The 22293-nt window shown below is 69.3% G+C and carries 21 protein-coding genes; 6 read left to right on the top strand and 15 right to left on the bottom strand.

Translation table 11 applies throughout. The features are described from left to right. Positions 1–52: 52 nt before the first annotated feature. The 3 genes from ACZ6WH_RS04385 to ACZ6WH_RS04375 are packed head-to-tail and all read right to left on the bottom strand — an operon-like array spanning position 53 to position 3107. The gene (locus ACZ6WH_RS04385; protein WP_432849601.1) at positions 53–874 is read right to left on the bottom strand and encodes a carbohydrate ABC transporter permease; all 822 of its coding nucleotides are present in this window, start codon (positions 872–874) and stop codon (positions 53–55) included. Beyond that, complete coding sequence (locus ACZ6WH_RS04380) at positions 871–1758, bottom strand: carbohydrate ABC transporter permease (RefSeq protein WP_469725883.1); 888 nt, start codon at positions 1756–1758, stop codon at positions 871–873. Before ACZ6WH_RS04380 ends, ACZ6WH_RS04385 begins: the two co-directional genes overlap by 4 nt. Positions 1759–1799: 41 nt before the next feature. Further along, positions 1800–3107: an ABC transporter substrate-binding protein gene (locus ACZ6WH_RS04375; RefSeq protein WP_469725882.1), complete on the bottom strand. Its 1308-nt coding sequence runs from the start codon at positions 3105–3107 to the stop codon at positions 1800–1802. Positions 3108–3248: 141 nt separating this feature from the next. On the opposite strand from ACZ6WH_RS04375, the gene ACZ6WH_RS04370 reads away from it, so the two are divergent. Then, complete coding sequence (locus ACZ6WH_RS04370) at positions 3249–4340, top strand: LacI family DNA-binding transcriptional regulator (RefSeq protein ID WP_469725880.1); 1092 nt, start codon at positions 3249–3251, stop codon at positions 4338–4340. 57 nt (positions 4341–4397) lie between these two features. After that, positions 4398–4670 (top strand): hypothetical protein, encoded by a 273-nt coding sequence (locus ACZ6WH_RS04365; protein WP_469725879.1) that lies wholly within the window; start codon positions 4398–4400, stop codon positions 4668–4670. A 146-nt stretch (positions 4671–4816) separates the two neighbouring features. Here ACZ6WH_RS04365 and ACZ6WH_RS04360 read toward each other — a convergent pair whose 3' ends face one another. Both ACZ6WH_RS04360 and ACZ6WH_RS04355 read right to left on the bottom strand, forming a co-directional pair. Next, on the bottom strand, positions 4817–6991 hold the full coding sequence (locus tag ACZ6WH_RS04360) for an MMPL family transporter (RefSeq protein ID WP_469725878.1): 2175 nt from the start codon (positions 6989–6991) through the stop codon (positions 4817–4819). Between the two features lie 58 nt (positions 6992–7049). Next, positions 7050–7598: a TetR/AcrR family transcriptional regulator gene (locus tag ACZ6WH_RS04355; RefSeq protein ID WP_469725877.1), complete on the bottom strand. Its 549-nt coding sequence runs from the start codon at positions 7596–7598 to the stop codon at positions 7050–7052. A gap of 251 nt (positions 7599–7849) precedes the next feature. On the opposite strand from ACZ6WH_RS04355, the gene ACZ6WH_RS04350 reads away from it, so the two are divergent. Then, complete coding sequence (locus ACZ6WH_RS04350) at positions 7850–8794, top strand: phosphotransferase (RefSeq protein ID WP_469725875.1); 945 nt, start codon at positions 7850–7852, stop codon at positions 8792–8794. Between the two features lie 54 nt (positions 8795–8848). Next, positions 8849–9691, top strand: coding sequence for a phosphotransferase (locus ACZ6WH_RS04345; RefSeq protein WP_469725873.1), 843 nt, complete (start codon positions 8849–8851; stop codon positions 9689–9691). 160 nt (positions 9692–9851) lie between these two features. On the opposite strand, the gene ACZ6WH_RS04340 is transcribed toward ACZ6WH_RS04345, so the two are convergent. The 4 genes from ACZ6WH_RS04340 to ACZ6WH_RS04325 form a co-directional block, all read right to left on the bottom strand. After that, positions 9852–10520, bottom strand: coding sequence for an O-methyltransferase (locus ACZ6WH_RS04340; RefSeq protein WP_469725871.1), 669 nt, complete (start codon positions 10518–10520; stop codon positions 9852–9854). A 69-nt stretch (positions 10521–10589) separates the two neighbouring features. Further along, positions 10590–11588 carry a hypothetical protein gene (locus tag ACZ6WH_RS04335; RefSeq protein WP_469725870.1) on the bottom strand — a complete coding sequence of 333 codons (999 nt, stop codon included), beginning with the start codon at positions 11586–11588 and terminating at the stop codon, positions 10590–10592. A 420-nt stretch (positions 11589–12008) separates the two neighbouring features. After that, positions 12009–12440 (bottom strand): hypothetical protein, encoded by a 432-nt coding sequence (locus ACZ6WH_RS04330; protein WP_469725868.1) that lies wholly within the window; start codon positions 12438–12440, stop codon positions 12009–12011. 150 nt (positions 12441–12590) lie between these two features. Then, positions 12591–13838, bottom strand: coding sequence for a class I SAM-dependent methyltransferase (locus ACZ6WH_RS04325; protein ID WP_469725867.1), 1248 nt, complete (start codon positions 13836–13838; stop codon positions 12591–12593). Between the two features lie 257 nt (positions 13839–14095). On the opposite strand from ACZ6WH_RS04325, the gene ACZ6WH_RS04320 reads away from it, so the two are divergent. Both ACZ6WH_RS04320 and ACZ6WH_RS04315 read left to right on the top strand, forming a co-directional pair. Next, on the top strand, positions 14096–14686 hold the full coding sequence (locus tag ACZ6WH_RS04320; protein ID WP_469725865.1) for a sigma-70 family RNA polymerase sigma factor: 591 nt from the start codon (positions 14096–14098) through the stop codon (positions 14684–14686). Next, complete coding sequence (locus ACZ6WH_RS04315; RefSeq protein ID WP_469725864.1) at positions 14683–15426, top strand: anti-sigma factor; 744 nt, start codon at positions 14683–14685, stop codon at positions 15424–15426. The genes ACZ6WH_RS04320 and ACZ6WH_RS04315 overlap by 4 nt, the downstream gene beginning before the upstream one ends. A 186-nt stretch (positions 15427–15612) precedes the next feature. Here ACZ6WH_RS04315 and ACZ6WH_RS04310 read toward each other — a convergent pair whose 3' ends face one another. The 6 genes from ACZ6WH_RS04310 to ACZ6WH_RS04285 all read right to left on the bottom strand — a co-directional run bounded on the left by ACZ6WH_RS04310 (position 15613) and on the right by ACZ6WH_RS04285 (position 22290). Continuing rightward, positions 15613–16476 (bottom strand): DUF1295 domain-containing protein, encoded by an 864-nt coding sequence (locus tag ACZ6WH_RS04310; RefSeq protein ID WP_469725863.1) that lies wholly within the window; start codon positions 16474–16476, stop codon positions 15613–15615. Then, a complete protein-coding gene (locus tag ACZ6WH_RS04305; RefSeq protein ID WP_469725861.1) occupies positions 16473–17726 on the bottom strand; it encodes a class I SAM-dependent methyltransferase in 1254 nt (417 codons plus the stop codon). The genes ACZ6WH_RS04310 and ACZ6WH_RS04305 overlap by 4 nt, the downstream gene beginning before the upstream one ends. Continuing rightward, positions 17723–18532 (bottom strand): DUF1365 domain-containing protein, encoded by an 810-nt coding sequence (locus ACZ6WH_RS04300; protein ID WP_469725860.1) that lies wholly within the window; start codon positions 18530–18532, stop codon positions 17723–17725. Before ACZ6WH_RS04300 ends, ACZ6WH_RS04305 begins: the two co-directional genes overlap by 4 nt. Then, the gene (locus ACZ6WH_RS04295; protein WP_469725858.1) at positions 18526–19782 is read right to left on the bottom strand and encodes an NAD(P)/FAD-dependent oxidoreductase; all 1257 of its coding nucleotides are present in this window, start codon (positions 19780–19782) and stop codon (positions 18526–18528) included. Before ACZ6WH_RS04295 ends, ACZ6WH_RS04300 begins: the two co-directional genes overlap by 7 nt. A 203-nt stretch (positions 19783–19985) precedes the next feature. Next, complete coding sequence (locus ACZ6WH_RS04290) at positions 19986–20630, bottom strand: fasciclin domain-containing protein (RefSeq protein WP_469725857.1); 645 nt, start codon at positions 20628–20630, stop codon at positions 19986–19988. An 85-nt stretch (positions 20631–20715) separates the two neighbouring features. Next, the gene (locus ACZ6WH_RS04285) at positions 20716–22290 is read right to left on the bottom strand and encodes a molybdopterin-dependent oxidoreductase (protein WP_469725855.1); all 1575 of its coding nucleotides are present in this window, start codon (positions 22288–22290) and stop codon (positions 20716–20718) included. Positions 22291–22293: the final 3 nt, after the last annotated feature.

Below are 22293 nucleotides of genomic sequence, written 5' to 3'. Positions count from 1 at the left end.
TCGGGGTCTTCGGCATGTTCCGTGTGTGCGATCTGTGCAGCCACGTGGCCGGTCACTTTCCTCCGACGCCCATCAGGCCCTGGACCAGGGCGCGGCGGGCGAACAGATAGACGAGCAGGATGGGGAGCATGGACAGGACTACCGCGGCGAGCAGGCCCGGGATGTCGACCCCGTGCTCGGTCTGGAAGTCGTAGAGGCCCATGGTGATGACCTTGGTGTCGGCGGACTGCGTGAGCACCAGGGGGAAGAGGAATCCGTTCCATGCCTGCAGGGCGGAGAAGACGATGACGGTGGAGAGACCGCTGCGGGAGAGCGGCAGGACGAGCTGGAAGAAGACGCGCCGGGAGGAGGCGCCGTCCATCGTCATCGCCTCGTACAGCTCCGGGGTGATGTCCCGCATCACACCACTGAGGATCAGGGCGCACACCGGCATGGCGAAGGCGGCGGTCGGCAGGATGACGCCGAGCAGGTTGTCGTAGAGTCCGGCCTCGCTCATGACGTAGAACATGGGCACGATGACGGCCTGGGAGGGGATGGCGAGGCCGAGCAGGAACAGCCGGAAGACCGTGTGCGTCGTCCTGCTGCGGCTGCGCACGATGGCGTAGGACAGCGGCGGTACGAGGAGCACGACGATGCCCACGACGCACACGGTGACGAGGGCGGTGTTGAGGAAGTACTGCCCGAATCCGCTGTGGAAGTCCTTGACGTAGTTGTCGAGCGTGAAGGTCTTCGGCCAGGCCAGCGGTCCGTTCGCCCCATAGTCGGCGCGCGACTGGAACGTGGCGACGAGCATCGCGTACAGCGGCAGTCCGACCAGGAGGAGCCAGATCAGGGAGCCGAAGCCGGCGAGGTAGTTGGGGCGGCGCTTGCTCACAGGCCCTCCATCGTGCTGCGCATCCTGTCGTAGCCCGAGAGGCGCACCACGATCAGTGAGATGACCGTGGCGACCAGGACGAGCAGCACGCCGATCGCCGAGGCCGTCCCGTAGTCGAAGTTCTTGAAGGCCTTTTGGTACATGTAGTAGGCGCTGATGGTGGTGTCGGTGCCCGGGCCGCCCTGGGTGAGGATGAGGACGGTGTCAAAGGTCGTCAGGCCGCCCACCACCATCAGGATCATGGACGTGATGATGCTGTTGCGCAGCTGCGGCAGGGTGATGTGGAAGAACTGCCGGACCCTGCCCGCGCCGTCGATCTGGGCCGCCTGGTAGAGGACTTTGGGCACCGCGCGGGCCGCACCCTGGTAGATGAGCGTGTGCAGCGGTGTGAACTGCCAGGCGCTCACGAAGGTGAGGACGCCGATGGCACTGCTCTGTACGCCGAAGAGGTTGCCGTCGCCGAACAGCCACTCGGCGTGTGCGGGCACACCGAAGTTGGGGTCGAGCACGGCGCGCCACAGCACGGACACGGCCGCCGCCGACAGCAGCAGCGGGACGAAGTAGATGGCGGAGAGGACGGCCCGGTTGCGCTGGTGGCCCGCCGCCCAGACGCCGAGCAGGATGCTCAGCGGTGTCTGGACGGCGACGCCGAGCCCGGTGAGCAGGACGCTCAGCCAGAGGCTCTTGAGCATGACGGGGTCCGCGAACAGCTTGCTCCAGTTGTCCAGCCCGGTGAATCGCGGGGCGCTCAGCCCGTCCCAGTGGGCGAAGGAGAGCACGGCGACCAGCACGAGCGGGAGGAGCGCGAAGAGACCGAAGAAGACGGCGGCGGGTGCTGCCCAGGCGAAGCCCGGCCGGCTGACGCCGGTGGCGGTGGGGGTCATGAGAGGGGGTCCATGGGGATCCAAGTCGAGGCGAGGCGCGGTCAGTTCGTGGGAAGTTCCTGCATGGCCTTGATGAATCCGCCCGCATCCAGCCCGCCGTTGAGGAACTGCTGGACGGCCTGGTGCATGCCGACGGTCGCCGTCTGCGGGTACGCCTGGTCCCAGGAGAGCTGGAAGGCGGGCGCCTTCTCGACATGGTCGTACTGGTAGCGGGCGAAGTCCGGGTCGGCGGCGTTGTCGAGGAACTTCTCGGTGGTCGTGGTGGTGGGCAGGTTGCCGATGCCGAGTTGCGCCTTCACGAACTCGTCCGAGTACTGCAGCTTCAGGAACTCCGCGACCGCCTCCGGGTGCTTGGTCTTCTTCAGCACCGAGTAGAAGTTGTTGGTGTTGCCGACGAGGTTGTCCGCATCGCCCTTGCCTCCGTCGACCGACGGGAAGGTGCCGTAGCCGAGGTCGTGTGCGGCGAAGTCGGGGTGGCTGTCCTGCTGGGTGGAGTACTCCCACGAGCCCATCAGCTCGAATCCGGCCTTACCCGTGGCCAGGAGGGTGGGCGAGCCCTGGTCGGTGAACTTCACCGAGTCGTAGTGCGTGCCGAAGGCTCCGGCGTCCCTCAGGTCCTTGAGCATGCCGAGGGCCTTCTTGCTGTCGGCGCTCGCCCAGGCGCCCTTGTCCCCGCCCAGCGCCTTCTGGAACAGCCCGGGTCCGGCCACCCGGTCGTAGAGGTACTCGAACCACATGAGCGTGGGCCACTTGTCGCCGCCGCCCAGGGCGATCGGTGTAACGCCCTTCGCCTTGAGGGCGCGTACCGCCGCCAGCAGGTCCTCCCAGGTCTTGGGCGGTTCGACGCCTGCGTCACGGAGGACCTTCTTGTTGTGGAACAGCAGCACGGGCTGGGTGCCGCGCATGGGTATGCCGTACGGCTTCCCGTTCACCTCCGCGCTTTCGAACACGGCGGGGAGGAACTTCTCCTTCAGGTCCGGGTCCTTGGTGACGAAGTCGTCCAGCGGCATCAACAGGCCGGCGTCGACGAACGGCTTGATGCTGCCGCCGCCCCAGTTGAAGAAGACGTCGGGGGCCTGCTCGCTGTTGATGATGGTCTGCAGCTTCGCCTGGTAGTCGGCGCCCGGGATGGTGTCCAGGACGGCCTTCACCTTCGATGTCTTGTTGAAGGTGGCGATGATCCGCTTCTCCACCTTGTTCGCACTGTCGCCGTAGACCAGTACGTGGATCTTGCCGTCGTCCCTGCCCGCCGATTCGGCGCCCCCGCCGCATGCCGACAGGGTGAGCGTCAGGGTCAGCGCGGCACCGCCGACAGTGGCGTTCCGCAGCAACCGTGTACGTCTTCTCATCGCCCCCACCTTTCGAAACTCTTTCGACATCAATTCCGAAACTTGATAAGTCGGGACGCTAGGACTCCCCGCTCCGGCGGGTCAACCCTCGGTAGGCGAGTTATCAACTCGTGACGCTGCACGCGGAGTTGCCCGTGCCTTATGCTCCTCACCATGCGCGATGACGAGGAGTCGGGCCGTGTCACCCTGGCCCAGGTGGCCGAGCAGGCCGGGGTTTCCCTCTCGACAGTTTCGAAAGTCCTCAACGGGCGGCAGGACGTCGCCGCCCCGACCAGGCTCAAAGTGGAACGCCTGCTGGAGGCGCATGCCTACCGGCGTACGACCCGCTCGGCCCAGGAGGCGCCGCTGATCGAGCTGGTCTTCCACGAGCTGGACAGCATCTGGGCGATGGAACTGATCCGGGGAGTGGAGAACGTGGCCAAGGCCCATCAGGCGGGCGTGGTCCTCACCGAGAGCGGAACCCGACAGGCCCCCGGCCCCGACTGGATCGAAGGGGTGCTCCAGCGCCGGCCGCTCGGCGTGGTCCTGGTCTTCTCCGCCCTGCCTGCCGAGGTCAAGGAGCAGTTGCGCTCGCGCGCCATACCCTTCGTCATCATCGACCCCGCCGGCGATCCAGACCCCGACGTACCCTCGGTGGGCTCGGCCAACTGGAGCGGCGGGCTCGCGGCCACTCGCCATCTCATCGAGTCCGGGCACCGCCGCATCGGCATCATCACCGGCCCCGAGGACATGCTCTGCTCGCTGGCGCGCCTGGACGGCTACCGCTCGGCGATGAGCATGGCGGGCCTGGAGATCGACCCCGATCTCGTTCTGTACGGCGACTTCCACGTGGAAGGCGGCTACGACGGGACCATGAAACTGCTCTCACTCCCCCGGCCACCGACCGCCATCTTCTCCGGCAGCGACCTCCAGGCCCTCGGCGCGCTCGAAGCCGCCCGTGTCAGCGGCCTGCGCGTTCCGCACGACCTGTCCGTGGTCGGCTACGACGACGTCCCCGTCGCCCGCTGGTCCAGCCCCGCCCTGACCACCATCCACCAGCCCCTGCGGCAGATGGCCGAAGAGGCAACCCAGATGCTGCTGCGCATACGGGCCCAAGCACCGGTCACGACAAGGCTCGAACTGGCCACCAGCCTCGTCGTCAGAAACAGCACGGCCCCGCCCCGAGACGGTGGCAGGGACGACGACGGCGGAGGCGAAGGCAACTGCGAAGGCGACGGCGACCGACCTCAGTGAGCACAGCGGTGGCCCCGGCCCGGCCGCCATCACCGGGAGGCGGCTACCGTGCCGCCCATGACCTACGACATCCCCTCCCGGACTCCGCTGACCTTCGAGGAGGAGGTCCGCGCCCGGACCGCCTTCGCCGACTTCCTCGTCCGCGAACTGGCCGCACACGGCACGGTGCGCTTCCCCGCACACGAGCCGGAGGAGCGCCGCCGCCTGCTGGACCTCGTCCCCGCCCTCAGCAACGCGCTGGGCACCGAGGTCCACTGCACACCGGAGGACGTCACGGCCATGCGCTTCACCGTCCGGACCGGCCACGACCAGGCACTCGACCGGACGTGACCTGACCCGGGGTGGGACACAAACCCAACACGACCGGGGCAGGTGGGCCCTGAAAGGTGCGTGCCCTCGTGGTGAGCGGTGCTGCGCTCACCACGAGGGCGGTCCGTCACGAGTGGGCCGTCCGGTGACGGCGGCCCGTTACCGGGTCAGACCCGCACGTCCTCCCGTTCGCGCTGTGCGGGCACAGTCCGCTTCTGCAGCTTCTCACCCTCGATGTCGAGGTTGGGCAGGGCCCGCTGCAGCGGACGGGGCAGCCACCAGGCGGCGCGGCCGAGGAGCGCCATCACCGCCGGGACCAGGGTCATACGCACGATGAAGGCGTCCACCAGAACACCCACGGCCAGCGCGAAGCCGATCGACTTGATGATCGGGTCCTCCATGAACACGAACCCGCCGAACACCGACGCCATGATCAGCGCAGCGGCGGTGACCACGCGCCCGTTGTAGCCCATGCCGTTGACGGTGGCCTGGGATGCCTCGGCGCCGTGCACGTAGTCCTCACGCATCCGGGAGACGAGGAAGACCTCGTAGTCCATGGCCAGGCCGAAGAGGATGCCGATGAGAAGGATCGGCAGGAAGCTCACCAGCGGTCCCGAGCTGTCGAGGCCGACGAGCCCGGCGAGGTGGCCCTGCTGGAACACCGCGACGGTGATGCCGAAGGTGGCACCGACGGTGAGCAGGAAGCCCAGTGCCGCCTTGAGGGGGACCAGGATGGAGCGGAAGACGAGCATCAGCAGCAGGATGGACAGCCCGACCACCAGCAGCAGGTAGACCGGCATGGCGTCCGCCAGCTGCTCCGACACGTCGATGCCCAGCGCCGTCATGCCGGTCAGGGAGACCTCGGCGCCCTTGATGCCCGCTACGTGGTCGCGGATGTCGTGCACCGCGTCCTCGGTGCCGGCAGCGGTGGGCCCCTCCTTGGGGATGACCGCCAGCAGTGCGGTGGTCCCCTCCTTGTTGAGCTGCGGCGGAGCGACCGCGAGCACCCCGTCGGTGTTCTTGATCTTCGCCGCTACCCGCTTGACGGCGGCACCCGTCGACGCGGCGTCGTCGCCGGAGACGACCGCCATCAGCCGGCCGTTGAAGCCCGCCCCGAAGCCCTCGCTGGTGAGGTCGTACGCCTTGCGCGCCGGCGAATCGCTCGCCGCGGTGCTCGCGTCGGGCAGTGCCAGTCGCATGTCCTGAGTCGGCAGCGCCAGGGCGCCCAGACCCACGACCCCCACCAGGAGCAGCGGAATGCGCGCGCGGAGGACGGTGCGGCCCCAGCGGAAGCCGAACGCTTCCTTGGTACTGGACGCTTCCTTGGTGCTGCTGCTCGCCTCGCCGTTGCGCTGCTTGCGCGGCAGCACCCGGTGCCCCACGAAGCCGAGGACCGCGGGCAGCAGCGTGAGGGCGACCAGTACGGCCACCGCGACGGTGCCGGCGGCGGCCAGGCCCATGACGGTGAGGAAGGGGATGCCGACCACGGCGAGGCCCGCCAGGGCGATCACCACGGTGGCACCGGCGAAGACGACGGCGGAACCGGCGGTCCCGGCGGCACGGCCCGCAGCCTCCTCGGGCTCCGCGCCCTCGGCGAGGAAGTGACGGTAGCGGGAGGTGATGAAGAGCGAGTAGTCGATGCCGACGGCCAGCCCGAGCATCAGCGCCAGGATGGGCGCGGTGCTGGTCAGTTCGATGACGCCGCTCAAGGCGTACAGGCCCGCCATGCCCGCGCCGACGCCGATGAGTGCGTTGAGCAGGGTCATACCGGCTGCCACCAGCGAGCCGAAGGTGATGACCAGCACCACGGCCGCCACCAGGACGCCGAGAACTTCGGTGGAACCGACCTCCACCTTGTTGGTCATCACCTCGCCGCCGTGCTCGACCTGGAGGCCCTTGACGTCGGCGCCGGCCTTCTCGAATTCGGCACGCTGAGCGTCGGTGACTTCCTGGGCGCCGCTGTCGAACTGGACCTGGACCAGGGCGTACCGGCCGTCCGGGGATATCGACTTGGCCTTGAAGGGATCGATGGCCGCGGTGACGCCGTCCACCTGTGCGGCCTGCTGGACCACCGGGGCGACATCGGTGGGCTTGAGCTTCTCCCCCTTGGGGGCGGCGATGACGATCGAACCGGTACCGCCGCTGGCTTGCGGGAACTCCTTCTTGAGGGAGTCCATGGCCCGTTGGGACTCGGTTCCCGGCATCTTGAACTGGTCGGTGGTCGAGCCGCTGAAGGCCGCTGCCGCTCCGCCCAACAGGGCGAGCAGCAGCAGCCAGAGCGCGACGACGCGCCCGCGGCGGCGGAAGGAGAACCGGCCTAGCCGGTGCAGCAAGGTCGCCATTGCAGAAGGTATCTCTCTGTTGCAGGTTCACCGGGGTGGTGGTCGAGCAGTTACAGATTCATTCGGGGTGGCGGTCGAGCGCCCGCAGGGCGCTGCGGATCATCTGGGCGCGCAGCGTCTCCTGCGGTACCGGAACATCGCTGGCGCTGGTCACGAAGACCGCGCCGATCACCATCCAGGCACCCACCACAGCCTGCGGCTCCTCGCTGTGTCCGGCCAACGCCGTCAGCAGCCGCTCGGTGAGACCGGGGACGCCGGACAACGCGGAGTTGTTCAGCATCTCGGGGAGGTCGCTGAACAGGAGCTTGACCTCACGCCGGTATCGCAGTGCGAGGTCCACATAGCCGGTCACCGCCGGCTCCACCGCCTGCTCCCCCGTCAGGCCCATCAGGTCCTGGTCGAGTTGGGCCAGCGCCTGGCCGGCGGGCGTCAGCAGCTCGGTGAGTATCGCGTCCTTGCTGGCGAAGTGGTACAGCAGCGAAGCCTTCGAGCAGCCCACCTCGGAAGCGATGTCATGGAGCGACGTCCCCCGGTACCCGTGGATGACGAACAGCCCGAGCGCCGCCTCCAGGATGTGCCCGCGCAACGCGGATGCAGTGCGTGCCATGGCCCAACAGTAACTGTCCGATCGGTCAGACCTGACCGATCGGACAGCTTCCCGCTGTGGCCTTCACCACCCCGGCCCAACCGAAGGCGTACCTTCTCCCCCTCGAAAGCGTCCGGCCAACGGCCGGGATCTAAGGTGTGACCTGCGGCTACCGGCTCTTCCCTCGCCTCCACGAACAGATGGTCAACGGTGGCCGCACCCCCGTCTCAGTCGACCCACCGGCAAGATCGCAGCCCACGGCTGGAGCATTCATGACCGACATGATCGACATGACCAACCTGCGGCAGGCACACGACGCCGCTCACGCAATCGCCGCAGCGGCCCTCGGACGAGACCCCGGCCCCATGACCAGCGCCGAGAGCAACTCCCATCACGTCTACGTCGGCTCGGAGGCGGTCGTGAAGCTCATCGATGCGGACGACCACTCGCGTCTGAACCGGGAGATCGCACTCGCGCCCCACTTGCCCACCGGCCTCACAGCCACGCTCCTCGGCAGCGGAGTCCACCGGCTGGGTACGCACGACATCCGTTACGCCTGCTACGCCCGCGCACCGGGGACAGCCCCCGGCCTGGGCATGCCTGGAGTGGACGCTCTGGCCGCACGCACGTTGGCCGAGGAGGCAGTTCAGCAGCTCACTCGACTGCACAGCTGGGTGCCCGAGAGTGACACCGAACAGGTGCTCAGGGAACCTCTCGACCATGGCGGCTTCACCAGCCAGGCCGCGCTCTGCGCCGAAGTGGAGAACCTCGCCGCCCTGGACCGGCACGGGACCGTACCCCGCCCGCTGCTCGACGGCTTGGCGGCGATCGCGAAGCGCGCGCCGCTGTACGCACAGACCGCTGTCCCGGTTCACGCGGACTGCCATTGGGACAACTGGATCGTTTGCGATCTGAGCGTGACAACCCTGCTGGACTTCGAGTGGGCCCGCTTCGGCGAACCGGCCGACGACTGGTTCTTCCTGGCCCGGTTCAGCGGACCCCACGTGGAGACCGTTCTCGACGTCATCGCCCGGACGACGACGAGCTCGCCGGAAACCCTCCGAGCAGAATGCGAGGTCCGCGAAGCGGCCCACCTCGCCTCCGACCTCCGCATCGCTCTGGAACACCCCGATGCACATGCGCAGCTGGCCGCAGACAGGCTCCGCGCACTCGAAGAACTCATCGTCGGGCGCTACTGGTGGCGCGACACCCGATAATTTCAGCCGCAGCGAGTAATTCAACCGAGTAATTCAACAATGAGGGAGAACGGTATGGAGCCACGGGAACTCCGCCGCGCGGTTGAGGCAGGACGGGCAACCGCTTCGGAGCTGGGCCTACAGGTCGACGATGTGGCCGTCGTCCACAACTCGGACCGCGTCGCGCTCCGCCTGGCTCCTTGCGACGTTCTGGCTCGGGTCGCGCCTTCGGCGCATCTGGCTGATTCCGAGTTCGAGGTAGCCGTCGCTCACCATCTCGCCGAAGCCGACGCTCCAGTGGCAGAGCTGGAACCGCGGGTAGAGCCCCGAGTCCATTTGCGTGACGCCTTCGCCATCTCGCTCTGGACCTACTACGAACCTCTGGAATCAGAGATCGCGCCGGCCGACTACGCAGAGGTATTCATCCGGCACCATGCCGCGCTGCGCCGGATCGACCTCAACGCACCGCATTTCACCGATCGAATCGCCGTGGCACTGAGAGAGGTGAACGACCGGGAGCGCTCCCCAGAGCTCCCCGACGCCGACCGGGAACTCCTGAGCACCACGCTCAGAGGGCTGAGCGCCGCGATCGGCATCGACAAATCCGGTGACCAGCTGCTGCACGGCGAGCCGCACCCGGGCAACCTCCTGAACACGAGCAGAGGGCCGCTCTTCGTAGACCTCGCCACGGCCTGCCGTGGACCGATCGAGTTCGACCTGGCCCATGCGCCCGAGGAAGTGGCAGAGCACTATGCGGGAGCTGACCACGACTTGATTCACCGGTGCCGCGCCCTGAACTGGGCGATGTTCTCGGCCTGGCGCTGGCGCCGGGACGACCAAATGCCTGACCGGGACCACTGCCGAGCAGAAGGACTCAGCCAAGTTCGTGCTGCACTCGATCGCTGCGGACTGGGCTGAATTCAAGACAGAAGGGCTGACGGGCTGACGGGCTGACGGGTGCCGATCCGCTGTCCCGTGTCGGGATGCCGCCCATGGGTCATCCCGGCACGGGACAGCGGATGAACTCGGTCGGGCTTCACGATGAACCCGATCGGGCTTGACCCGGCAAGGACAATTCCTAGGCGATGACTCGCGCCAGGGAGAAGCCGTCGTAGCCCTTGCTGCCCACCGTCTGCAGCGCGGTGGCCGACAGTTTCGGGTGCTCGGCCATGAGTTCCAGGAAGCGGCGCGTTCCCTGCACCCCTGCGTCACTGCTATGAGCATCGGCGACTTTGCCGTCGCGGACGACATTGTCACCGATGATGACGCTGCCGGGCCGGGTGAGCTTCAGCGACCAGTCGAGGTAATGCGGATTGTTGGGCTTGTCGGCGTCGATGAAGACGACGTCGAAGGGCTCGGCGCCCTCGGCCACGAGGTCGGCGAGGCTGTCGAGCGCCGGGCCGACGCGGACCTCAGTACGCTCGGCGAGGCCGGCGCGGACGAGATTGCCCCGGGCGACTTCGGCGTGGCGGGCGTCGTATTCCAACGTGACAAGGCGGCCGTCGGCAGGCAGGGCGCGGCCGAGCCAGATGGTGCTGTAGCCGCCGAGGGTGCCGATCTCCAGGATGCGGCGGGCGCCCTGCATCTGGGCGAGGAGATGCAGCAACTTGCCCTGATTCGGGGCCACGTTGATATGAGGCAGACCGGCGGCGTCGCTGTCACGCAGGGCCGCTTCGAGTGCCTCATCGGCGGGTGCGAGCAGGGAAGTGAAGTAGTCGTCGACTGCGGTCCACTGCTGCTGGGACATGGATTCCTTTCACCTTGCTCAGTCAGCTTCGCTAAGAAAGCTAGCAGAAGGTCCGGAGGGCTGAGGTAATCACACTGGCTCCTGCTTCTGGTGCGCCGCCTTCGGGTTGACGTTCCCCTCCAGGAATTCGTTCATCTCCTTGTACGCCATGGATGCCGCATTGTTGTTCGTGTCATGGAGGCGCAGAAGGTAGTGGTACATCACGCTCACGCACTTGTCGCGACTGCGGTAGGCGGCGTCATCGGTGAGTTGCAGGTCAGGCGAGATTTCCTTGATTGCGCCGTCAGGGTTGGTGTAGAGCGGATGCCATAGGAGTTCGACGGCGGGGTTGAGTTTCTGGATGATGCGCAGTTGCGGGATTTCTTGCGCGATCAGAACGCTGTCCGGGTTGTAGGCGCGCAGGAAGACATGCACCGGACCGGTCGCCCGTTCAACGAATGCACGGGAGAGTACGTTCCACAGCGGCGCCTGCAGCTTCCAATTCGCGTGCAGCTCCAGTTGGTCGACGATCTTCCCGAGTCGAGTGAACTCCAGGGAAGTGTGCCCCTTCGCCTGCGCGTACTTGCTCACATCGAAGCCACCCGACCAGAGCGCCATCGTGGGCGTGGTAACCCGTAGATGGTCGCCCACGAGATTGACCAGCTCTCGGTACCAGGTGTTCGAGGCCCTGCGCGCACGTCGCTCGGCCGGATCGATGGACGTGTCGGCCGACTCCAGGTTCAGGTGGTCCTGTTCGACGAGGCCGCCGAGAACGAGTTGCCAGGCGCTCTCCGTCACATCGGCCGGGAAGCCGCCCTTCTCCATCAAGTTCTGGAACAGCGGCCATTCAGGATGATCATTTGCCTTGGTTGCGAAATGCGTCTTGGGTGCGTCGGCCGACGGCTTACGACGCTGCACCGCGCGGATCGCAGAGGCGTCGGTGGCGCTCTGCTCTTCCTGCCCGGCAGCTCGGGAATGAGGCCCGGCCCGCAGAGTGCGAAGCACCGCGGAGTTTCCTGCCGCTCGCTGCAACGACATCACGGCGTCCGGCGTCAGCCCACTGGGCCGGCCGGCGGCCTGCTCCGCCACCCGCTCGTGGCTCGGCGGCCGAGGCGTCCGGGCAACTCTCTCCCGCCTTGCCGCAGCGCTCGCGCCTTGCTCCCGCTCCTGCACTCGCCCACCTTCCGAGGTGTTCGCCATCTCTGCCTTCCCGGCCTTCCTAGCAGGACACCTGGGGCTGTCCAAGAAGCGAAAGGGCATACACACCTGCCCGGTTGGCCGTACGTGCGCCCCTGAAGCACACAGCTGCGGCACTTCGGGCCCCTGGACACAGCCATTGCGGCCTGGCTCGGCACGGCCAGGGAGACGCGGCTGCCGCACGGAGTAAATGGTCGACGGTCGCATCAAGCCCCCGCGAGGTGCGGCGGCCACGGGCGGGGCGCCCGGATCGCCCCGACAGCCGTTCGCCTGGACCACGGTGGTCACAGGCCACCTCACTGGAACCGGCGATCAGGCTCGGTCTTCGGTGCTGCCGTTGGTGATGGTGATGGCCCGGAACAGTTCGCGGGCGCGCTCGCAGAATTGCTCGACATCCGTGGTGTCCGGCTCGTCCCCGTCCGCCATCATCCGGGCCTGGAGCTTTTCGCCGCGCAGTCCGCCGTAGCGGGCTCGCACCTCCGCGGTCACGGGCTGGACCGCGATGTGCAGGTGCTTGCGCGCGTCCTGGCCGTGCGACCACACGCAGACGTATGTCTGCTCTGGCCGGCACAACGTCTCCACGACATGAGCGGTATCGCGCAGCAACGGGCCCAGTTCCGCCGCTGCCGTGTCATCGAGCTCCGCGACGGCCACGACGTGCTCCCGCGGACCGACGATCAAAGTGCCGAGGTTCATCGGACCGACGACGTGGTTCACCACCCAGGCGGTGGTTTCGTGCAGCACACCTCCTGGCAACTCCCGGCGCCCGGAGAGGAGATCGCACCCAAGACACCCCGTCACATCCATGTGCAACAGCCTATACAAAGCCAGTGGCGGTGATGCCGATTCCGAACTGACTTGTACTGTACGCCGGTTGGCCTCCGCCCCTTCGGCTCAGCTGTCCTCGTCCGGACGTACCGCGAGGAACTGGTCGACGCCCATGCGGCGTTCCTCGAAGGCGAGTCCTCCGCCCGCGAGGTACAGCCGCCACACCCGCGCGGTTTCCTCGCCGACGAGGGCGACGAACTCGTGCCAGTGCTCTTCCAGGGTGTCGTGCCAGGCCCGGACGGTGCGGACGTAGTGCTCCCGCAGCGATTCCACCGTACGTACTTCCAGGCCGGCGCCTTCCAGCAGACCGATGGTGTCGCCCATCGGGCGCATGTGCATGTCCGGTGCGATGTACGTCTCGATGAACGCTCCCCCGCCCGGCGCCTGCCTGCCTCGCGACATCTGCTGGATCAGGGCCCTGCCGCGCGGGCGCAGCGCCCGGTACAGCAGGGCCGCGAAGGCGGGATACTCGGCGTCGCCCACGTGCTCGCCCATTTCCACGGTCGCCACCGCGTCGTACGCCCCGCCCTCGATGTCGCGGTAGTCGCGGCACTGGACGTCGACCAGGTCCTCCAGACCCCGGTTCCTGGCCTGCTCGCGTACGTGATCGGCCTGTTCCCGGGCAAGGGTGACCGCGGTGACCTCGACCTTGTACCGCTCGGCGGCGTACAGGGTCAGCGAGCCCCAGCCGCAGCCGATGTCCAGCAGCCGGTCGCCGGGGCCCAGTGCGAGCTTGCGGCAGATGAGGTCGAGCTTGTCGCGCTGGGCATCGGCAACGGTGTAGGCCGGATCGTCGCTGGTCCACACGGCGCAGGAGTAGGCCATGGTCTCGTCCAGCAGCAGGGCGTAGAAGTCGTTGGACAGGTCGTAGTGGTGGCTGATGGCCGCCCGGTCGCGGCGCCTGCTGTGGAGTTCGCCGCGCAGGCGCGCCCGGGACGCCGGCGCGGGCGGTTGCGAGCCGATCGCGCCCAGTGCCAGTGCGGTGGCGGCGGCGCGTGCCCGGTCGGTGAGACCGAGGCGGGGCGCTTGCAGGCCCCGGTCGCGGGCGGCCTGCCACATGGTCCGCAGTCCGTCGGTCAGGTCTCCCTCGATGTCGAGGTCGCCGGTGAGGTACGCCTCGGCGAGGCCGAGCTCTCCGGGCTGCCACAGCAGGCGTCGCAGCGCGCGCCGTCGTCGTACGACGACGACCGGGGCGTCCGGTGGGCCGGCCTCGCTGCCGTCCCAGGTACGCAACCGCAGCGGCAGGGGGCCACCGAGTGCTTTCTCCACGAGCGGGAGCAGGCGCTGCGCGGCGCCCCGGGTGACTGACGGCATGGGGATGCTTCCTCCTCGATGTGTGGCGTTCATATGTGCCGTTCATGGGTGGCCTTCGTTTTCTCCTTCGGAGCCGCGGGCGTCGCGGATTGGTCATCGGTCCTGGCCGTCCCCGGTCTCCCGGCCTTCGGTTTTCGCGACCAATCCGGTCACGTCACGGCTCCGAAGTAAGGACGTGGGAGACATCTGCGTGTCCGGATGGCCAGATGGCCGGGCGCGGCGGTGTGATGTGAGGCGGCACCGAGCGAAGGAGCGCAATGGGAGCGCCAGAGGTAAGGGGAGGGCCGGGGTCCCGGCCGGCGGGGCAGGATGCGGAGGCGTTGCTGACCGCGGTCGCGCTCGGTGACAAGGAGGCGTTCGGGCTGCTGTACGACGTGGTGGCTGGGCCTGTGCTGGGTCTGGTGACGCGGGTGCTGCGGGATCCCGGGCAGTCCGAGGAAGTCACTCAGGAAGTGCTGGTGGAGGTCTGGCGCACCGCGGCCCGCTTCCGCCCGGACAAGGGCAGTGCGATGACGTGGGTGCTGACGATGGCGCACCGGCGGGCGGTGGACCGGGTACGGGCGTCGCAGGCCAGGGCCGAACGGGAGAACAAGGCGGCGCTGCTGGAGCGGACGCCCGCCTACGACGAGGTGAGTGAGCAGGTGGAGGCGCGGCTGGAGGGCCAGCGGGTACGCCGCTGTCTGGGCGCGCTCACCGAGCGGCAGCGCGAGTCGGTGACGCTGGCCTACTACCGCGGCCTGACCTACCGAGAAGTGGCGCAGCTGCTGGCGCTGCCGCTGGGGACGGTCAAGACTCGGCTGCGGGACGGGTTGATCCGGCTGCGCGACTGCTTGGGGGTGACGGCATGAACGACGCCGACCTGCACACGGCGACGGGCGCCTACGCGCTCAATGCGCTTCCGGAGGACGAGCGTGTTCAGTTCGAGCGGCATCTGCGGGAGTGCGCGGCCTGCCGGCAGGAGGTCGCGGAGCTGACCGCCACGGCCGGGCGTCTGGGGCAGGCCGTGGCAGCGGTGCCGCCGGCGGAGCTGAAGGGCCGCGTGCTCCAGCACATCGCCACGGTGCGTCAGGAGCCGCCGGCGGTGGGCGGTGACCGCTTCTCCGGGCGGGCCTGGCGGCGCTCGCTGCCGCGTCTGGCGCTGGCCGCGTGTCTCGCCGCCGCCGCGGCGTTCGGTGGTATCGCCGTCCGGCAGCACCAGGAGGCCGAGGAAGCACGCTCAGCGGCCCAGCAGCAGGCGGCGGAGCTGGCGGCAGTGCTGGCCGCGCCCGATGCCCGGGCGGCGACCGGCAGGCTCGGTGAGGGCGGCAGCGGTACGGTCGTGGTCTCCCAGACGCGCAACCGTGCGGCCTTCGTCGCCTCCGGCCTGGCCGACCTGCCCGGCGGCAAGGTGTATCAGTTGTGGTTCAACGACGGGGGGACGATGCGTTCCGCCGGTACGTTCAACGCCGCGCGGGGTGCGGCCGCCACGTTGCTCGACGGGGACGTCGGCACGGCCTCCGGCATGGGGGTGACGGTGGAGCCGGCCGGTGGCTCCCGGCAGCCCACGACCCGGCCGATCGCGTTGATGGACTTCCCCGCCCGGACCTGATGCGCGGACGCGCGGAGGGGCAGACGGAAGGACGCCGGCGCACTGCCGCCGGCGTCCTTTCGGTCGTCTGCCGCTCCCCGACTGTCACGCTCCCGACCGTCACTCCCCCAGCCGTCACTTCCCCGACCGCCACTTCCCCGGCCGCCGCTTCGCCGCCGGCCGCACGGAGACGGCGCCGGGCCGGTGTCATCGGTGAGGTGCGGGTGCGCGGGGCGGCAGGGGGAAGAACCCGCTGGTGCGGGCCGCGTACTCGGCATAGCCCGGACGCTCCGCCATGTGCCGCTCCAGCAGGGCCTTGCCGCTGCCACGGGTCAGGAGGAAGGTCATGACCACGGGCGCGAGGACGGTGGCGGCGGCCACGGCGGGGTCTCCGCAGGCGAAGAGGAACAGTCCCCACCAGACGCAGAAGTCCCCGAAGTAGTTGGGGTGCCGGGTCCATGCCCACAGGCCGCGGTCCATGATTTTTCCCCGGTTGGCCGGGTCCGCGGTGAAGCGTGCGAGCTGGTGGTCGCCGACGGCTTCGAAGAACAGGCCGACCAGCCACAGGACCACCCCGGCCGCGATGAGCGCGTCCGGCGCTCCGCGGACGTACTGGGCGGCCTGGACGGGCAGCGAGACCAGCCAGACGAGGGCGGCCTGCAACAGATAGACCATGCGGAAGGCGTAGGCGTTGCGGTTGCCGCCCGCCTTGGCCAGCATCTTCTCGTACCGCGGGTCCTCACCCTTGCCCCGGCCACGCCATGCGATGTGGCCGGCCAGCCGCAGTCCCCAGATCACCGTCAGCGCGGTGACCAGCAGCCGCTGGCCGGCGTCGCCCTCGCCGGCCGACATGCCGTACGTGGTCAGGGCCACCGCGGCGAACGCCAGGCCCCAGGCGATGTCCACGATCCGGTGCCGGCCCCGGCGCAGTGCCACGGCGAACGTGACGAGCAGGACCGCGAGCGCCGCGCCGGCCGCCACCGCCAGGTTGCGGGCGAAGGCGCCCCAGGGGAAGGCATCCGGGGCGCCCGCGGCGTTCAGGAGGAAGGCGTGTGCGGTCGGGTCGCTCATCGGCTGAGCCCCTCGTGAGTCAGTTGGAGTTGGTGCACGTCGATGTAGCCGGCGCGGAAGCCGGCCTCGGAGTACGCGAGGTAGAAGGTCCACATCCGGCGGAACACGGAGTCGAACCCCAGCTCGGCCATCTCATCTCCCCGGGCCGTGAAGCGCTCGCGCCACAGCCGGAGGGTCTCGGCGTAGTGCGCGCCGTAGGGCGTGCAGTCCGTGACACGGAGACCGGCGGCTCGGGCGTTGTCCTCGATGGCCGTCAGGGAGGGCAGCATGCCGCCGGGGAAGATGTACTTCTGGATCCAGGTGTGGGTGTTGCGGGTCGCCCGCATCCGGTCGTGGGGCATGGTGATCGCCTGCAGGGCGATGCGGCCGCCGGGCAGCAGCCTTCGGGCCAGCGTGGCGAAGTACTGGGGCCAGTACTCCGCGCCGACCGCCTCGATCATCTCCACGCTGACGACGGCGTCGAACCGTCCGCGCACGTCGCGGTAGTCGCACAGCTCGACGGAGGCGCGTTCCTGGTGGCCGGCGGCGCGGATGCGCGCCAGCGCCAGGTCCCGCTGCTCGGCCGAGAGGGTGACCGAGTGGACGTGGCAGCCGCGCTCGGCGGCACGGACGGCCAGCTCGCCCCAACCGGTGCCGATCTCCAGCAGCCGGGTGCCGGGGCCCGCGTCGGCCAGGTCCAGCAGCCGGTCGATCTTCCCGCGCTGGGCCTCGGCCAGCCCGTCCCAACGGGCTGGCAGGTCATCGAAGACGGCCGCGGAATAGGTGAGTGTGTCGTCCAGGAAGAGGGCGAAGAGGTCGTTGGAGAGGTCGTAGTGGTGGTGGATGTTGGCCCGCGCTCCCTCGAGTGTGTTGCGTCTGCCGGCCGGTTGCCGCAACGCCCAGAAACGGCGCAGGCGTTGCAGCGGAGCGGGGACGAGGGTGGTGACGTGGTCGGCGAAGACTTGCAGTACACCCACCAGGTCCTCAGCCTCCCACTCCCCCGCCAGGTAGGACTCCCCGAAGCCGGTCAGGCCGCGGGCGGCGATGCGCCGGAAGAAGGCGTCAGGGGCCCGTACCGTGAACACCGGTCCCCCGAGGCCGAGTTGTTCGTGTGCACCCAGGTGCGTGGTGAGCGGCAGCCGGGCCAGGGCATGGCGTACGAGGCGTTCGCCCACGTCTCTGCGGGCGGAGGAGCAGGGCGGCAGCGCGGCGACGTCGGGCCATCGCCGGGGGTCGACGGCCGCGGCGATGGGGAGGGCGGAGAGGGTCACTGCATACCTTCCTGGGGGTCGTGCGGAGGGCGGGGCTGAACGGGCAGGCCGCGCCGCCACAGCCGGATGCCGTGGAAGCGGATGCCCAGGGAGACGGCGGCGGTGGACCAGGGGTGGCGGGCGGCGGCGCGGAGCAGGCCGACGGTGCCGGCGGGACGGCGGACGCCGCGTACGGTGGCGGTCAGCAGGTGGGCGCCCTCGTTTTCGAGCCGCACGCTGAGGTCCAGCCGCTCGCCGGGGACGGGCAGCCGCATCCGGTATGCGCCGTCGACGCCGAAGAACGGCGACACGTAGAACTCCTTGTCCGTCCGGCTGCCCTGCTCGGCCGTCCGCGGTTCGAGCAGGTAGCAGTGGCGCTGGCCGTAGGTGTTGTGGACCTCGGCCACCACGCACCGCAGTGCGCCGTCCGGGGTGTGGCACCAGTACACGGACAGTGGGTTGAAGACATGGCCGAAAACCCGGGCGTGCGCGAGCATCAGCACCTGGCCGCCATGGAGTTCCACACCGCGCGCGGCAAGGAACGTCTCCAGCCCTTCCCGGATGGTGTACCGGGCGCCCCTGGCATCCTTGGGGCTGCCGCCCGCGAAGTGGTCACGGGCTTCGAAGCGGGCCAGCGGGCGCAGGATCCGGGGCAGCCGGGGCAGGGCATCGAGGTCCACCAGCCACAGGTAGGTGCGCTGCCGGAAGACATAGCGCCGCGGCTCGGTGCGGGCGTGCGTGATGAGGCTGGGGTACAGCGCCGGGGTGCGGGCGGCGGAGCCGCTCGGCCGGCCGGCGGTGCGCGTGGCAGGGGCAGTGCTCACCATTCCACCCCCAGGGCTCGGGCGGCCGCGACGCCGGAGCGGCAGCCGTCCTCGTGGAATCCCCAGCCGTGGTAGGCACCCGCGTACGCGGTGACCGGGCCGCTCAAGGCGGGCAGCCGGCGCTGGGCGGCCACGGACTCGGGCGTGTAAATAGGGTGCTCGTAGCTCATGCGGGCCAGCACCCGGTCCTGTGCGACGCGCTCGCCGCCGTTGAGCGTGACGACGTACCTCTCGGGCGCGTCCAGCCGCTGGAGCCGGTTCATGTCGTAGCTGACCAGCACCTGGTCGGCGGCGGCCCGGCAGGAGGGCATCAGGTAGTTCCACGAGGAGGCGGTCGCCGCGCGGCGTGGCAACAGGGAGGTGTCGGTGTGCAGCAGCGTGGCGTTGCGCGAGTAGCGGAAGGCCCCCAGCACCGCCTGCTCGTCGTCGGTGGGGTCGGCGAGCAGGCGCAGTGCCTGGTCCGGGTGGACGGCGATCACCACGGAGTCGTAGCGAGCGGTGGTGCCGTCCTCGGTGGAGATCCGCACGCCGCCGCCGGTCCGGCTGACGGCCCGCACAGGTGCGGAGGTGTGAATCGTGGTGAGTTGTTTGGCCACGCGCTCGACGTACGCACGGGAACCGCCCGTCACCGTACGCCAGGTGGGCGAGCCGCCGGTGGAGAGCATTCCGTGGTGCGCCAGGAACCGGAAGAGGTAGCGCGCCGGGTAGCGCAGCGCGGTCGTGGCATCGCACGACCACACGGCCGAGACCAGCGGCGTGAGGAAGTGCGAGACGAAGTAGGGCGAGAAGCGGCCCTCGGCGACGAAGGCGGCCAGCGTCCGGTCGTCCTGGGCGTCGTCGTCGAGCAGCCGGCGGGCTCGCGAGTGGAAGCGCGGCACCTCGGCCAGCAGCCGCAGGTAGCGTCCGCTCACCGCGTTGCGAGGGCGGCCGAAGAGCCCGCGCGGGCCGCGGGCGCCGGCGTATTCCAGACCGCAGCCCGCGCACCGCACCGACATGCTCATCTCGGATTCCTGGGTCACCACCCCCAGCTCGTCGAAGAGTCTCAGCAGGTGGGGGTAGGTGCGCGCGTTGTGCACGATGAATCCCGAGTCCACCTGGTGCACCCGGCCGTCGGCCGAGGCCAGGTCGTGGGTGTGGGCGTGGCCGCCCAGCCGGTCCGCCGCCTCGTACAGCGTCACCTCATGGGCGTCGCGGAGCACGTACGCGGCTGTCAGGCCCGCTATTCCGCTGCCCACCACCGCGGTGCGCACCATCGGCATCCGTCTCCTCCAAGGCCACGGCGGCACCGGACGCACCGCCTGTTCACCGGGGATTCGGAGCGGACGGCAGGACGGATTGGTCACCCGGCCGCAGCAGTGCGGCCGGGCGGGCGCCCCGTGTAAGGACGCCCGCCCGGCACCGGCCGGTGGATCACTGTGCCGACAGTCGATGGATCACTGTGTCGGCGGTCGAGGGCTCACTTCGTCGGCATCAGGACGTTGTCGACGATGTACACGGTGGCGTTCGCCGTGGGCACGTTGCCGCAGACCACGTTCGAGGCGTCGTTGACCTTGTACGACGTGCCGGAACCGGACGTGGTGAGCTTGCTCTTCTCCAGCGTCGGGTAGCTGCCGTTCTCCAGCTGCTGCGGAGTGAGCTTCTGGCCGACGACGTGGTACGTCAGGATCTTGGTCAGCATCTCCTTGTCGTTCATGACCTTGTTCAGCTGGTCCTTGGGCAGCTTGTCGAACGCGTCGTTGGTCGGCGCGAAGACCGTGATGTTCTCGGCGTTGTTCAGGGTGTCGACCAGGCCGGCCTTCTTCACCGCGGAGACCAGGGTGGACAGTGCGGGGTTGTTCGACGCGGCGGTGGCCACCGGGTCCTGGGCCATGCCGTCGAAGCTGCCCTTGCCCTCCTTGGGCACGGTGGAACAGGCCGGACCGAAGGGGCCTGCCATCGGATCCATCGACTTGCTCTTGGATCCCTTGGGCGCGGCGGAGGAACCGGAGTCCGACGCCTTCTCCTTGCCGCCGTCGTCGCTGGAGCAGGCGGCCAGTGCGACGGGGAGGACCGCCGCCGCGGTGACGGCGAGGACGGTACGACGCATACGCAGAGTGTTCATGATGCTTCTCCTGAAGGGAAGGGGTGGGTGGTACGGAGGTGTGCGTGGACGGGCCCTCAAGGGCCGCCCTCAGGGGCTGTTCGGGTCAGGTCACGGTGACCACCACCGAGTGATGACCGGACGCTCCGTCAGGAATGGGGCGGGCCCGTGCGGTGGTCTGGGTGGCACCGGTGCGATCGGTGGCGCGGACCTGGAGCGTGTGGGTGCCGGGCTTGGCCGGCCACTGCCACACCCACTGCCGCCAGGTGTCGACCGGGCCTTGCGCGGCGAGCTGCGCCTCCTGCCAGCTGCCGCCGTCCACCCGTACCTCGACCCGCTCGATGCCCTTGTGCTGTGCCCAGGCCACGCCGGCGACCGCGATGGTTCCGGCCTTCAGCGAGGCGAACGGCCTGGGCGTGTCGATCCGGGACGCGGTCTTGATCGGCGCCTTGCGTGCCCACTTCCGCTCGACCCAGTACGTGTCGTACGCCGCGAAGGTGGTCAGTTCCAGCTCCTGGAGCCACTTGCACGCCGACACGTAGCCGTACAGGCCGGGCACCAGCATGCGGACCGGGAAGCCGTGATCGAAGGGCAGGGGCTCGCCGTTCATGCCCACAGCGAGCATCGCGTCGCGGCCGTCCATGACCGTCTCCACCGGCGTGCCCAGGGTCATGCCGTCCACCGACCGGGCCACCAGTTGGTCGGCACGCCCACCCTGGGAGGGCGGCCGTACGCCTGCTTCCCGCAACACCTCGGCCAGCGGTACGCCGAGCCATCGGGCCGAGCCGACGTACGGGCCGCCGACCTCGTTGGAGACGCAGGTCATGGTGATGTCCCGCTCGATCAGCCGGCGCCGCAGCAGGTCCTCGAAGTCCAGCGTCAGTGGGTTCCGCACCCCCCGACCGTGAACGCGCAGCCGCCACCTTCCGGCGTCCAGGCGCGGCACCGTCAGGGCCGTGTCGACCCGGTAGAAGTCCCGGGTGGGCGTGCGGTACGGCGTCAGGCCGGGAAGCTTCAGGTCCACCCCGCGCGGCAGGCGCGGCGCCGGAGAGCCAGGTGCCGGCAGCCTGATCGCGGCGCGACTCGCCTCGGCATCCACCGCCGCCGAGGCATTGAGCCGCCGGCCCCACAGCCCGGCACCGGTCGAGAACGCCGTGACAGCACCGGCCGCGACCAGGAAGTCTCTGCGTCCCGGCGCCGGGGACCCATGCGCTTCCCCATCAGCGCTCCCGCCCTGCGCATCCGTCCTCAGGAGCAGCCGCCCGAGGAGCACGTACAGCACTGCTGCTCCCGTCACGGCTCCCACCAGCGACGGCACCGCATCGACGGCACCCACCGCATCCGGCCGGCCCATAGCGGCGGCGCCCCCGACGATGCCGAAGATCAGCACACCGGCCGACGCATGCCACCGGTACCGCAGGCCCAGCAGCCCCAGAGCGGCGGCGAGGACGGCGAGTACGCCGAGGATGCCCAGTTGCAGCACCAGCTTGTCGCCGGTTCCGAACTGGCGGATCGCCCAGTCCTTCACCGCGGCCGGGGTCCGGTCGATGACCGCGCCGCCGACCGCCGTGACCGGACTCGCCTCCGGCCGTACGGCCACGGACACCAGTTCCGCCACGGCCAGCGCCGCGTAACCGGCGACCAGCCCGCCCAGCGCAGCGAGGATCCGGCGCTCACGCACTCC

This window comes from Streptomyces sp. NPDC050806 (genome assembly GCF_055586425.1).
This window is presented reverse-complemented; position numbering and strand designations above follow the sequence as displayed.